This is a genomic window from Streptomyces sp. NPDC045778 (genome assembly GCF_056431945.1).
Window position 1 is genome coordinate 37,559 of the sequence record NZ_JBWKJZ010000048.1, and the last position, 13,223, is coordinate 50,781.

Here is a 13,223-nt window from a genome sequence, read left to right on the forward strand (position 1 = left end):
GTAGTTTGGGGGCGCCGTTGGAAGTCCGCCGCGCGCCGACGCCCGCCCGGGCGCCCGACGCGTCGCTGAACGTACGTAGAGAGAGGCTTGGCCGTGGCTGCTGATCTGTCCCAGATCGTGAAGGCGTACGACGTGCGCGGGGTGGTCCCGGACCAGTGGGACGAGACCCTGGCCGAGCAGTTCGGCGCCGCCTTCGCACAGGTGACGGGCGCGCACGCGATCGTCGTCGGGCACGACATGCGGCCCTCGTCGCCCGGCCTCTCCGGAGCCTTCGCACGCGGCGCCGCCGCCCTCGGCGTGGACGTCACGGAGATCGGCCTGTGCTCCACGGACCAGCTGTACTACGCCTCGGGCGCGTTGAACCTGCCCGGTGCGATGTTCACCGCCTCGCACAACCCGGCGCAGTACAACGGCATCAAGATGTGCCGCGCGGGCGCCGCCCCCGTCGGCCAGGACACCGGCCTCGCCGACATCCGCGCCCTGGTGGAGCGCTGGGCGGGCGAGGGCGTCCCCGAGCCCGCGGCCACCCCCGGCACGCTGACCCGCCAGGACACCCTCAAGGACTACGCGGCCCATCTGCGGTCCCTGGTCGACCTCACCGCGATCCGGCCGCTGAAGGTGGTCGTCGACGCGGGCAACGGCATGGGCGGTCACACCGTGCCCACCGTCTTCGAGGGCCTGCCGCTGACCCTCGTACCGATGTACTTCGAACTGGACGGCACCTTCCCCAACCACGAGGCCAACCCGCTGGATCCGGCGAACATCGTCGATCTCCAGCAGCGGGTGCGCGAGGAGGGCGCCGATATCGGCATCGCCTTCGACGGGGACGCCGACCGCTGCTTCGTCGTCGACGAGAACGGTGACCCGGTCTCCCCCTCGGCCATCACCGCCCTGGTAGCCGCCCGCGAACTGGCCAAGCACGGCGGCTCCGGCACGGTCATCCACAACCTGATCACCTCCTGGACGGTCCCGGAGGTCGTCCGGGAGAACGGCGGCACGCCTGTGCGCACCCGCGTGGGGCACTCCTTCATCAAGGAGGAGATGGCCAAGACGGGCGCGATCTTCGGCGGCGAGCACTCCGCGCACTACTACTTCCGCGACTTCTGGAACGCCGACACGGGCATGCTCGCCGCCCTGCACGTCCTGGCGGCCCTCGGCGGCCAGGACGGCCCCCTCTCGGGGCTCGTGGCCGCCTACGACCGCTACGTGGGCTCCGGCGAGATCAACTCCACGGTGGCCGACCAGCAGGCCCGCCTCGCCGCGATCAAGGCCGCGTACGAAGGCCAGGACGGCGTCACCCTCGACGAGCTGGACGGCCTGACGGTCACGTCGGCCGACTGGTGGTTCAACGTCCGCGCCTCCAACACCGAGCCGCTCCTGCGCCTCAACGCGGAGGCCCGCGACCGGCAGACGATGGAGAAGACCCGCGATGCGGCACTGGCGATCATCAGGGCGTAGCCGCGCCGCACGCGCGGCCCTCGCACCCGAAGAGCGACACCCTGGGGGCCTTGGGCGGGGCTCCGCCCGGGCAGGGCCCCCGCCCCCCGGGGCCAGGCCCCGCCCAAGGCTCCCAGGCCAGCGATAGGCTGGACGGGCCGCACCGCCCGAACGACCACCCCCGAAGGGACCACCCCATGCCGCTCGAAGCCGGCCTCCTGGAGATCCTCGCCTGCCCGGCCTGCCACGCCCCTCTCAAGGAGACGGACACCGAGCTGGTCTGCACCGCCGAGGGCACCGACTGCGGCCTCGCGTACCCGATCCGCGACGGCATCCCCGTACTCCTGGTCGACGAGGCCCGCCGCCCCGAGTAAGGATCAGAAGACGGCCAGGCGTGCACCCCGCGCGCACGCCCGGCCGCACCCCTGCCGCGCACGGCGATCGGAGGCCGCCCCCCATGCTCGACGAGTCGCTCCTCGACGCCCCCGACGAGCTGGCCCGCGCAGACCTGCGAGACCTGCTGCGCGGCGCCGCCGAAGCGGGCGCCCGCGTACGGACCGCGGTCCGGCACGCCACCGAGTCCGGGGTCACGGAACTGAAACCGGACGGCCGCCCCCGCGCCGTCCTGATCGCAGGCCCCGGCACGGCCGCCGCCGGCGTCGCCGACCTCATCGGCGCCCTCGTGGGCACCGGCTGCCCCGTCATCAAGCTCGCCCCCACCGGCGTCGCCCCCGCGGCGGGCGCCCTGCGCTGGACCCTGCCCGGCTGGGTCGGCCCCGTCGACCTGCTGCTCATCGCCACGCCCGACGGCACGGAGCCGGGCCTCGCGCTCCTCGCCGAGCAGTGCTACCGCCGCGGCTGCACCGTCGTCGCGGTGGCCCCGGCCCGCTCCCCGCTCGCCGAGAGCGTCAGCGGCTCGCACGGCCTCACCGTCCCCATGGCCCTGTCGCCCCAGCCGACCGGGAACGCCGCGGACGCCACCGACGACACCGAGGCCCCCGCCGCCGCCCCCGGCACCCTGTGGTCCCTGCTCACCCCGCTGCTCGCCCTGCTCGACCGCACCGGCCTGGTCGCCGCCCCCGCGGAGACCCTCCAGAAGGTCGCCGACCGGCTCGACGGCGTCGCGGAGCGCTGCGGCCCCGCCATCGCCACGTACAGTAACCCCGCCAAGACCCTCGCCACCGAGCTGGCCGAAGCGCTGCCGCTGATCTGGACCGAGGGCGAGACCGCGGGCCCCGTGGGCCGCCGCTTCGCCGCCGCGCTCGCCGAGCTGGCCGGGCACCCCGCCCTCACCGCCGAGCTGCCCGAAGCGCTGCCCGCGCACGCCTCGCTGCTCGCGCGCGGCCTCACCGCGGACGCCGCGAGCGACGACTTCTTCCGCGACCGCGTCGACGTCCCGGCGCCCCTGCGCGCCCGCGCGGTCCTGCTCCGCGACCGCCCCGCCGACGCGGGCGGCCTCACCGCCGCACCGGTCGCCCGCGAGCTGGCCCAGAGCCACGACGTCGCGCTCAGCGAGCTGGACCCCGAGGACGGCGACGACCTGGAGCGCCTCGCCGAACTGATCGCCATCACGGATTTCGCCGCCGTTTACCTGGCGCTCGCCTCCGGCGGCCGATCATGACCGCGGCCCCCGTACCGGCGCCCTCCCGCGCGTGCCCGTACCCGTAGGGGACACGCGCGTACCCGCACCGAAGGACGCGCCCGCCCGCGTCCCCGCACGCCCGTAAGGGAGACCCTTCCGTGGACCGCCTCACCAACACCGTCCGCCCCTACGCCTGGGGTTCCACCACCGCCATCGCGGGCCTCCTCGGCGTCGAGCCGACCGGCGAACCGCAGGCCGAGATGTGGATGGGCGCCCACCCGGGCGCACCCTCGCACACCGAGCGCGGACCGCTCGACGAGGTGATCGACGAGGATCCGCGCGGCGAGCTGGGCGACCGTGCCGTCGACAAGTTCGGCCCCCGCCTGCCCTTCCTCCTGAAGATCCTCGCCGCGGGCGCCCCCCTGTCCGTGCAGGTGCACCCGGATCTGGAGCAGGCGCGCGAGGGCTACGAGGACGAGGAGGCGCGCGGCATCCCGCTGGGCGCCCCCGACCGCAACTACAAGGACGCCAACCACAAGCCCGAACTGATCTGCGCGCTCACCCCCTTCGACGGCCTGTGCGGCTTCCGTCCGCCCGCCGAGGCCGCCGACCTCATCGAGGGCCTCGGCGTGGACTCCCTCACGCCGTACGTCGACCTGCTGCGCGCCAAGCCCGAGGACGCCGCCCTGCGCGAGGTCCTCACGGCCGTACTCACCGCCGACCGCGAGGACATGGCGCGCGCCGTCACCGAGGCCGCGACCGCCGCCGAACGCCTCGGCGGCCCGTACGCCCCGTACGCGGCGGCCGCCCGCCACTTCCCCGGCGACCCCGGTGTCATCGCCGCCATGCTCCTCAACCACGTGCGCCTCAACCCCGGCGAGGCCCTCTACCTCGGCGCCGGGGTTCCGCACGCCTACCTCGACGGCATGGGCGTCGAGATCATGGCCAACTCCGACAACGTGCTGCGCTGCGGCCTCACCCCCAAGCACGTCGACGTGCCCGAACTCCTGCGCGTGGTCCGCTTCGAGGCGAGCGACCCCGGCGTCCTGCGCCCGGAAGCCTCTGCCGACGGCGAAGAGGTCTACGAGACGCCGATCGACGAGTTCCGCCTCTCCCGCTACGTCCTGCCCGAGAGCGACGCGCACCACGACCTCACCGCCGGGACGCCGCAGATCCTGCTCTGCGTGGCGGGCGAGGTCCGTGCGGGTGACGTCTCCTTGACGCCCGGCCGGTCGGTGTTCGTCCCCGCGGGTGAAAAGACCGACGTTTCCGGCAGCGGCACGCTTTTCCGCGCCACCGTGGTGGCCTGACCCACCCCGCGCCTCCCGTGCTGCAACAATGACCCACCGCACCGGCCGGGCTCCTCGGCGCCCGGCCGTCGCGGAACGGAGAACGTACGCGTGGCACGCGGCAGGCGCGGCACGCAACCGAAGGGACAACGGGCACACATGAGTGCGTCAGGCGGAACAAAGGCGATCGTGGCGGCACTCGCCGCCAACCTCGCGATCGCGGCGGCCAAGTTCGTGGCGTTCCTCTTCAGCGGCTCGTCGTCGATGCTGGCCGAGAGCGTGCACTCGCTCGCCGACTCCGGCAACCAGGGCCTGCTGCTCCTCGGCGGCAAGAAGGCCCAGCGCGAGGCCACCCCGCAACACCCCTTCGGCTACGGCCGCGAGCGCTACATCTACGCCTTCCTGGTCTCCATCGTGCTCTTCTCCGTCGGCGGCATGTTCGCCCTCTACGAGGGCTACGAGAAGATCAAGCACCCGCACGAGATCGAGCACTGGTACTGGCCGGTCGGCGTCCTGGTGTTCGCCATCATCGCCGAGTCGTTCTCCTTCCGGACGGCCATCAAGGAGTCCAACACCCTGCGCGGCTCGCTCTCCTGGAAGGAGTTCGTCCGCCGCGCCAAGGCACCCGAGCTGCCCGTCGTCCTCCTGGAGGACCTCGGCGCGCTCGTCGGCCTGGTCCTCGCGCTCGGCGGCGTCGGCCTCGCGCTCGCCACGGGCGACGGCGTCTGGGACGGCGTCGGCACGCTCTGCATCGGCGCCCTGCTGATCCTCATCGCGATCGTCCTCGCGGCCGAGACCAAGTCGCTCCTGCTCGGCGAGGCCGCGGGCACCGAAGAGGTGCAGAAGATCGAGAAGGCCCTGGTCGACGGCGATACCGTCACCGGCGTCATCCACATGCGCACGCTCCACCTCGGCCCCGAGGAACTGCTCGTCGCCGCGAAGATCGCCGTCCAGCACGACGACACCGCCCGCGAGGTGGCCGACGCGATCAACGCCGCCGAAACCCGCATCCGCGAGGCCGTCCCGATCGCCCGCGTGATCTACCTGGAGCCGGACATATACAGCGAGGACGCGGCGGCAGCGGGCACGAACCCGGCGAAGTCCCCGGGCGGCCCGACCCCGGAGCCCGGCCACTGACCTCGTGCGCCCGGTCGTACGTGACCTCGTGCGTCCGGTCGTACGTGAACTCGTGCGTCCGGTCGTACGTGAACTCGGGTGCATCCCGTCGTATGTGACCTCGTGCGTCCCGTCGTACGTGAAGGGGCCCCGCACCAAGCACTTGGTGCGGGGCCCCTTCACGTACGAACACCCAGGCTCACTGCACCTCCCGCAGCACCTCCAGCACAGCCCCCTCGTCCGCCGCGGCCACGAGCCGCTCCCGGAACCCCCCGTCCATCAGCTTCCGCGACAGCAGCGCCAGGATCCGCAGGTGCTCGTCGCCCGCCGCGGCCTCCGGCACGGAGATCATGAAGACCAGCTTGGCCTTCGTACCGTCGAGCGACCCCCACTCGATGCCCTCGGCGGACCGCGCGAAGCCCACGACCGGCGAGGTCACGGCGTCGGTCTTGGCATGCGGGATCGCGATCTCCTCCCCGAGCCCGGTGGTGCCCTGCGCCTCGCGCGCGAGCGCGGTCCGCACCAGCTCCTCCACGTCGGTGACCTTGCCGGTACGCGCGAGCAGCCCGGCCATCTCGCGGATCGCGGCCTCCTTGTCGCCGGCGTCGAGCTGGATCTTCACGGTCTCCCGGGTGAGATAGCCGGACAGCACTTCGGGAGCGGTGGCGGCAGCCGCCGGGGGAGCGGCGGACGGGGCAGCAGCAGCCGGGGCAGCGGCGGACGGGGCAGCAGCAGCCGGGGCAGCGGCGGGCGCGGCGACGGGCTCCCGCGCGCCGGCCCCCACAGTCCCGGCCGTCCCACCGGCCCCCGCGCCCACGCCCGCGAGCACCGGCTCGCCCGCGCCCGCGCCCGCGCCCGCCCCACCGGCCGGCACCCCGCGCCGCTTCCGCTCGCTCAGGTCCACCAGCGAGACGGTGGCGAGCGCCGTGACGGCCGTTCCGGCGGCCACGGCCACGAAGAACATCGGCACCCCGCCGACCGCGCCGAGCACCGCGACGATCGGCCCGCCGTGCGGCACCGCGTCCTTGACGCTCGCGAGGCCCGCGACGGCGCCGGCCACGGCGCCACCCAGCATGTTCGCGGGAATGACTTGCGCGGGCCGCGCGGCCGCAAACGGAATAGCACCTTCCGAAATGCCGAACAACCCCATGAACAGCGACGCGAGCCCCGTCTCCCGCTCCTGCTCCGTGTACAGCCGCTTGCGGATCAGCGTCGCGAGCCCCTGCCCGAGCGGCATCACCGGAATCGCGGCGGCGCACATGCCCATGACGGTCTGGTTGCCGGTGGCGATCAGCCCCGCACCGAACAGGAACGCCGTCTTGTTGACCGGACCACCCATGTCGAAGGCGATCATCAGCCCCAGGATCGCGCCGAGCAGGATCGCGCTCGTGCCCGTCATCCCGCTGAGCCAGTCCGTCAGGTGCTCGAAGACCCAGGAGATCGGCTTGCCGATGACGTAGATGAAGAAGAGGCCGAGCGCGCTCGTCGCCAGGATCGGGATCACGATGATCGGCATGATCGGCTGGACGAACTTCGGGACCTTGACCTTCTTGATCCACAGCACCAGATATCCGGCGAGGAACCCGGTCACGATCGCCCCGATGAAGCCCGCCCCCGCCTTGGAGTCGTACAGCTCACCGGTGTTCGCGATCCACCCGCCGATCATGCCCGGCACCAGGGCGGGCCGGTCCCCGATCGCGTACGCGATGTACCCCGACAGGATCGGCACCATCAGTGTGAACCCGATGACGCCGATCTGGTTCACGTGCATCCAGAACGAGTCGTCCGGGATGACGAGCCCGCCCTTCGGGTCGGTGTGCCCGCCGAGCGACAGCGAGATCGCGATCAGCAGACCGCCGACCACGACGAACGGGATCATGTACGAGACGCCGTTCATCAGCGCCTTGTACGCGACGCTCCGCTCCCGGCCACCGCCCCCGCCGCCCCCGCCGCCTCCGGTGGGAGCCGCACCGCCGCCCCCGGCGTCGCCGCCCTGCACGGGCGCCGACCTGACCTGCTCGATCAGCTGCTCGGGCCGGCTGATGCCCTCGGACACCCCGACGGACAGCACGCGCTTGCCCGCGAACCTGTCGCGGTCCACGTCCTTGTCGGCCGCGATGATGACGCCGTCCGCCTGTCTGACATCGTTGTCAGACAGCACGTTCTCGGCCCCGATCGAGCCTTGTGTCTCCACCTTCATGTCGACGCCGAGCCGGTCGGCGGCCTGCTGGAGCTTCTCCGCCGCCATGTACGTGTGGGCGATGCCGGTCGGGCAGGCGGTCACCGCGAGCAGCTTCAGCCTCTTCTGCCCGTCGGCGCCGGTCGGGGGGTCGGCCGGACTGGTCACGTGGTTCTCCTAACGCCTTGACCGAACAAGGTCGCGCATATGTTCCCGATCTCCAGGCATCCTGCAACAGACAGGGACAGGAGCAAAAGCGCAAACATCCCGGTTCGTCAGGGAGTGGTGTCCTTTGCTCCGGCCCTGGAAGGTCGCGATTCAGCCACGGCCCCTCTCCCCGCACCCTTGTGGCTCACTGCGCCGATCGGTGTAGATTCGTGACAGTGCCAGACGTCGCTGCTGATGGCGGTCGGGCGGTCCGCTCCTGGACCGGCCGAGGGAGAGAGGGCCTCCGACGGACTGCGCTGCGCGCGCCGGTGTGCCTCCGTACCCCGACGCCGCAGATCAGCCATGCCCACCCTCGACCCCATCACGAGGAGCAGCTCATCATGACGACTGCCGTCAACGGCAAGGACTTCAAGGTCGCCGACCTCTCCCTGGCCGAGTTCGGCCGCAAGGAGATCACCCTCGCCGAGCACGAGATGCCCGGCCTGATGGCGATCCGCAAGGAATTCGCCGCCAGCCAGCCGCTCGCCGGCGCCCGCATCATGGGCTCGCTGCACATGACCGTGCAGACCGCCGTCCTCATCGAGACCCTGGTCGCCCTCGGCGCCGAGGTCCGCTGGGTCTCCTGCAACATCTTCTCGACCCAGGACCACGCCGCCGCGGCCATCGCCGTCGGTCCGAACGGCACCCCGGACAACCCCCAGGGCATCCCGGTCTTCGCCTGGAAGGGCGAGACCCTGGAGGAGTACTGGTGGTGCACCGAGCAGGCCCTGACCTGGCCGAACTCGCCCACCGGCGGCCCGAACATGATCCTGGACGACGGCGGCGACGCCACCATGCTCGTCCACCTGGGCGTCCAGTACGAGAAGGACGGCAAGGCCCCGGCCGTCGAGACCGCCGAGAACGACGAGCACCGCGTCATCCTCCAGGTCCTCAACCGCACCCTGGCCGAGAACCCGCAGAAGTGGACCCAGCTCTCCTCGGAGATCCGCGGCGTCACCGAGGAGACCACGACCGGCGTCCACCGCCTGTACGAGATGCAGCGCGACGGCACCCTCCTCTTCCCGGCGATCAACGTGAACGACGCCGTCACCAAGTCGAAGTTCGACAACAAGTACGGCTGCCGCCACTCGCTCATCGACGGCATCAACCGCGCCACCGACGTCCTCATCGGCGGCAAGACCGCCGTGGTCTTCGGCTACGGCGACGTCGGCAAGGGCTGCGCGGAGTCCCTGCGCGGCCAGGGCGCCCGCGTCATCGTCACCGAGGTCGACCCGATCTGCGCCCTCCAGGCCGCGATGGACGGCTACCAGGTCACCACCCTGGACGAGGTCGTCGAGACCGCCGACATCTTCATCACCACGACCGGCAACAAGGACATCATCATGGCCTCGGACATGGCCAAGATGAAGCACCAGGCCATCGTGGGCAACATCGGCCACTTCGACAACGAGATCGACATGGCCGGCCTCGCCAAGATCCCGGGCATCGTCAAGGACGAGGTCAAGCCGCAGGTCCACACCTGGACCTTCGAGGACGGCAAGGTCCTCATCGTCCTCTCCGAGGGCCGCCTGCTGAACCTGGGCAACGCGACGGGCCACCCGTCCTTCGTGATGTCCAACTCCTTCGCGGACCAGACCCTGGCCCAGATCGAGCTGTTCACCAAGCAGGACGAGTACCCGATCGGCGTCTACACGCTGCCGAAGCACCTCGACGAGAAGGTCGCCCGTCTGCACCTGGACGCGCTCGGCGTGAAGCTCACGACGCTCAGCCCCGAGCAGGCCGCGTACATCGGCGTCAAGGTCGAGGGCCCGTACAAGCCGGACCACTACCGCTACTGATCCGGCCCGCGTACCGCCCCTGACCAGGACCGGCCTTCGGGCCGCCCCTGGTCCCCGGGGCGGCGCCCGGCCCGTCCGGCCGACCCAGGCCGTACGTCTCCAGCAGGCCCTCGCCCTTCCGGCGGGGGCCTGTCGGTGTACTGGCCCGGGCCGCGCCTGGCCGGGGCAGCCCCACGGCCGGGGCGCCCTGCTCCGCATCCCCGACGGCACACCGCCTCACGAGCCCTGCGCTCGACCTATGAGCCCTGGGACTCGCCTCCACGAACCCCCCGACGGCCGGCCGCACGGCGCTCCGTACGCTCTGCCCACGACGCCGCACCATTCCGACGACGACGCTTCACAGCCCTGACGACGACGCCTCGCAGCCCTGACGGCGAAGCCTCACAGCCCCGACGACGACGATTTACAGCCCCGACGACGCCTCACTATCGCGACGCTGTCGCCCTACAGCCCGACGACGACGTCCTCACGCCTCACGCACGTCCCCCGACAAGGACCGAGCCCCATGCCCCGCGGTCGCTATTCGCTGCACGATCCGCACGATCACACCCCCCTTGGTGAAGAACACTTCCAGTGCGCGCCCGGCCCCTCCGGCTGGCGCTACGTCGCCCAGCGCACCAGCCCCTCCGGCGACCACGCGGGCTCCGTCGACCTGGCCGTCGACGAACTGGGCCGCCCCATCCGAATCGAACTGCACGCCTCCGGCTGGCAAGTGCGGGCCGCCGCCCTCGACGGCGTCACCTGGGTCCGCACCGACGCCACCGGCGCGCACGCCACCGAGAACAACGCCCCCGCTCACGCCGTCACCGGCATGTCCCCCGCCTTCCTCGTCGCCACGGCCCGGCTGCTGCGCCTCACCCCCGATTCCCCCGCGACCCGCGTCCGCCTGGTCGCCTTCACGGACCCGGTCCTGGCACCGCGCACCCTCGACCAGTCCTGGGCCCTGCTGACGAGAGAAGCACACACCACTGACAACGGCCCCCTGACCGTGGACGAATACCAGGTCACAGCCCTGGACACGGGCGAGCAACACACCGTCCACCTCAGCGGCGACGTCGTCCTCGCGGCCCCCGGCATCGAACTCGAACACCTCGAGTCACCGCCGTCGACCTTCCCTTGACGGACGCCCGCGCTACGCCGGCGGCACGAAGCCCGTCGACGGCTGCCGCGGCTCGTCACGCGGCTCGGGCTCCGGCGCCGCGTGCGGCACAGGCCGGGGCGCTCCCGCACCCGGCGCACCCGGCGCACCCGGCGCACCCGGCACATTCGGAGCCGCCGGGGCATAGGTGCTCGGATACGGCGCGCCGCCCTCCACCGCGGCCCCGCCGAAGGTCCGCCGCGCCTCCCGCGCCTGCCGCTCGTGCACCACGGCGGCCAGGAACGCGGCCGGCGGTACCCCCACCGGCGCGGGCGCGCCCGTCCGCGCCACCACATCGCTCGCAAGGCGCTCCGCCATGCCCCAGCCGACCTGCGGATCGAGCTGCTCCATGCGCGTCAGGTACTGCCGTATCGCCAGCCACAGGCCGTCCGGGACCCCGGACAGATCGAGTTCGGAGAACCGCCCCGCGAGCCACGGCGGCGGCGCGGGCACGTACCCGGTCCGCCCCGACGGCACCCGTTCCCGTACGACGAGCGTTCCCGCGAACACGTCGCCGAGGCGCCGCCCACGCGCCGACACCAAGGACGCGATGCAGGCGACCACCCCGAACATCAGCAGGATCTCGACGACACCGACCGCACCGCGCACCAGAGCGTGCCGGAAGCGGATCGGCCCGCCGTCGTCCCGTACGACCCGCAGCCCGCACGCGAGCTTCCCCAGCGACCGCCCGTGGCTGAGCGTCTCGATCGCGATGGGCACGCCCACGAGCACCAGGACGAACGTCGCCACGGCGATGGCGGCCGCCGCCGCGTCGTCCAGGGACGCCGTCGCCGCGAGCAGCCCCAGCGTCACGGCCAGATACACCGACCAGGCCAGGACCATGTCGATCAGAAGGGCGAGTGCCCGGCTCGGCAGCTTCGCGGGACGCAGCTCCAGCGCCACCGCCTCGCCCGTCACAAGCTCACTCACGCCCGCCGCCCTTCCTGTCTCCGCCCCCGTCACCGCCAGTCTGCCAAGCTGATGAGTGATCGCGCCGCAGTAGGAGCAGTACGAGAAGCCGAGGAGCAGCCAATCCGATGGACCTCGACGTCTTCGTGTCGGCCCATGGAGCCGAGTGGGACCGACTCGATGCCTTGGTACGCCGCCAGCGCCGGCTCACCGGCCCTGAGGTCGACGAGCTCGTCACGCTCTACCAGCGCACCGCGACGCACCTCTCCCTGATCCAGTCCAGTGCCCCGGACCCTCAGCTCACCGGACGCCTCACACAACTGGTGGCACGCGCGCGTAGTGCCGTGACAGGCACGCGCCGCGCCTCCTGGAGAGACGTCATACGCTTCCTGACCCACGGTTTCCCCGCCGCGGTCTATCGATCCCGGCGCTGGTGGATTCCCGCGGCCCTGCTGTCCGTGGCACTCGCGGCCGTGATCGGCTGGTGGGTCGGCACGCACCCGGAGGTGCAGTCCTCGATCGCGGCCCCTTCGGAGCTGCGCGACCTGACCCGCCCCGGAGGCGAGTACGAGACGTACTACTCCAGCCACCCGGCGACGTCCTTCGCCGCCCAGGTGTGGACGAACAACGCCCAAGCGGCCGCGATGTGCCTGGTCCTGGGAGCTTTCCTGTGCGTCCCGGTCATCTGGATCCTCTTCCAGAACATGCTCAACGTGGGCATCGGCCTCGGCCTGATGTCCTCCGCGGACCGTCTGGACACCTTCCTGGGACTGCTCCTCCCACACGGCCTCCTGGAACTGACCGCCGTCTTCGTAGCCGCCGGTACGGGGCTGCGCCTCGGCTGGACGCTGATCGACCCCGGCCCGCGCACCCGCCGCGCGGCAATGGCCGAAGAGGGGCGCTCAGCCCTGGGAATGGCCATCGGCCTCGCCCTCGTGCTCCTCGTGTCCGGTGCCATCGAAGGTTTCGTCACCCCCTCCGGCCTGCCTACCTGGGCCCGCATCGCGATCGGGGTCGCCGCCGAGCTGGCCTTCCTCGCGTACGTCTACGTCCTGGGCGGCCGAGCGGCACGTGAGGGCGAGACGGGCGACATCGACGCCTCGGAGCGGAGCGCGACCGTCCCCACTGCGGCGTGATGTGCGTGCCACCCGTCTGACCTGCTAGTCTCCTCATCGCTCCGGAAAAACCGTTGACACGGAAGGACCGGGGAGGTAGATTCGAACAGTTGCCTAGAGCTGGACAGCTCGGACGGCGACATTGAAAATCTGCTTGCTTCTCGAATCTCATCAGCCGAGAAGCCGCCCCGATGAATCGGAATCCCGAGCCGGTCAGACCGGCCCAGAACTTCTGATAAAGTCGGAATCGCCGAAAAGGGAAACGCGAAAGCGAAAACCTGAAAGGCACCGAGGAAATCGGAACGGACCGGGAAGCCGGAAAGATCTGATAGAGTCGGAACCGCCGAAAGGCAAAGACCCTCCAACGGCCACCGGAAATGAAATCCGAACCGGAAACGGAACGGAAAACGGATCTGGTAAGGTTGGAAACACGAAATACCGAAGGGAAGCGC

General features: G+C 71.4%; 10 protein-coding genes. 8 read left to right on the forward strand and 2 right to left on the reverse strand.

Annotation, left to right across the window (positions count from 1 at the left end; translation table 11 throughout):
* Window positions 1-93 precede the first annotated feature (93 nt).
* From AC07GB_RS36905 to AC07GB_RS36925, 5 genes are all read left to right on the forward strand, one after another.
* Entirely contained in the window at window positions 94-1,458 is a 1,365-nt protein-coding gene (locus tag AC07GB_RS36905; protein ID WP_478853415.1) for a phosphomannomutase/phosphoglucomutase, read from the forward strand.
* 176 nt (window positions 1,459-1,634) lie between these two features.
* Window positions 1,635-1,811, forward strand: coding sequence for a Trm112 family protein (locus tag AC07GB_RS36910; RefSeq protein WP_478853417.1), 177 nt, complete (start codon window positions 1,635-1,637; stop codon window positions 1,809-1,811).
* A gap of 83 nt (window positions 1,812-1,894) precedes the next feature.
* Window positions 1,895-3,058: an SIS domain-containing protein gene (locus AC07GB_RS36915; RefSeq protein WP_478853419.1), complete on the forward strand. Its 1,164-nt coding sequence runs from the start codon at window positions 1,895-1,897 to the stop codon at window positions 3,056-3,058.
* A 119-nt stretch (window positions 3,059-3,177) separates the two neighbouring features.
* The gene (gene manA, locus AC07GB_RS36920; protein WP_478853421.1) at window positions 3,178-4,329 is read left to right on the forward strand and encodes a mannose-6-phosphate isomerase, class I; all 1,152 of its coding nucleotides are present in this window, start codon (window positions 3,178-3,180) and stop codon (window positions 4,327-4,329) included.
* A gap of 138 nt (window positions 4,330-4,467) precedes the next feature.
* A complete protein-coding gene (locus AC07GB_RS36925; protein ID WP_478853423.1) occupies window positions 4,468-5,445 on the forward strand; it encodes a cation diffusion facilitator family transporter in 978 nt (325 codons plus the stop codon).
* A 178-nt stretch (window positions 5,446-5,623) separates the two neighbouring features.
* On the opposite strand, the gene AC07GB_RS36930 is transcribed toward AC07GB_RS36925, so the two are convergent.
* Entirely contained in the window at window positions 5,624-7,771 is a 2,148-nt protein-coding gene (locus tag AC07GB_RS36930; protein ID WP_478853425.1) for a fructose-specific PTS transporter subunit EIIC, read from the reverse strand.
* Between the two features lie 380 nt (window positions 7,772-8,151).
* On the opposite strand from AC07GB_RS36930, the gene ahcY reads away from it, so the two are divergent.
* Both ahcY and AC07GB_RS36940 read left to right on the forward strand, forming a co-directional pair.
* Window positions 8,152-9,609, forward strand: a complete 1,458-nt coding sequence (gene ahcY / locus AC07GB_RS36935) for an adenosylhomocysteinase (protein WP_478853427.1) — start codon at window positions 8,152-8,154, stop codon at window positions 9,607-9,609.
* Between the two features lie 505 nt (window positions 9,610-10,114).
* Window positions 10,115-10,729: a hypothetical protein gene (locus AC07GB_RS36940; RefSeq protein WP_478853429.1), complete on the forward strand. Its 615-nt coding sequence runs from the start codon at window positions 10,115-10,117 to the stop codon at window positions 10,727-10,729.
* 12 nt (window positions 10,730-10,741) lie between these two features.
* Here AC07GB_RS36940 and AC07GB_RS36945 read toward each other — a convergent pair whose 3' ends face one another.
* Window positions 10,742-11,677: an RDD family protein gene (locus AC07GB_RS36945; protein WP_478853431.1), complete on the reverse strand. Its 936-nt coding sequence runs from the start codon at window positions 11,675-11,677 to the stop codon at window positions 10,742-10,744.
* 107 nt (window positions 11,678-11,784) lie between these two features.
* On the opposite strand from AC07GB_RS36945, the gene AC07GB_RS36950 reads away from it, so the two are divergent.
* Window positions 11,785-12,792, forward strand: a complete 1,008-nt coding sequence (locus AC07GB_RS36950) for a stage II sporulation protein M (RefSeq protein WP_478853433.1) — start codon at window positions 11,785-11,787, stop codon at window positions 12,790-12,792.
* The last annotated feature ends 431 nt before the right edge of the window (window positions 12,793-13,223 follow it).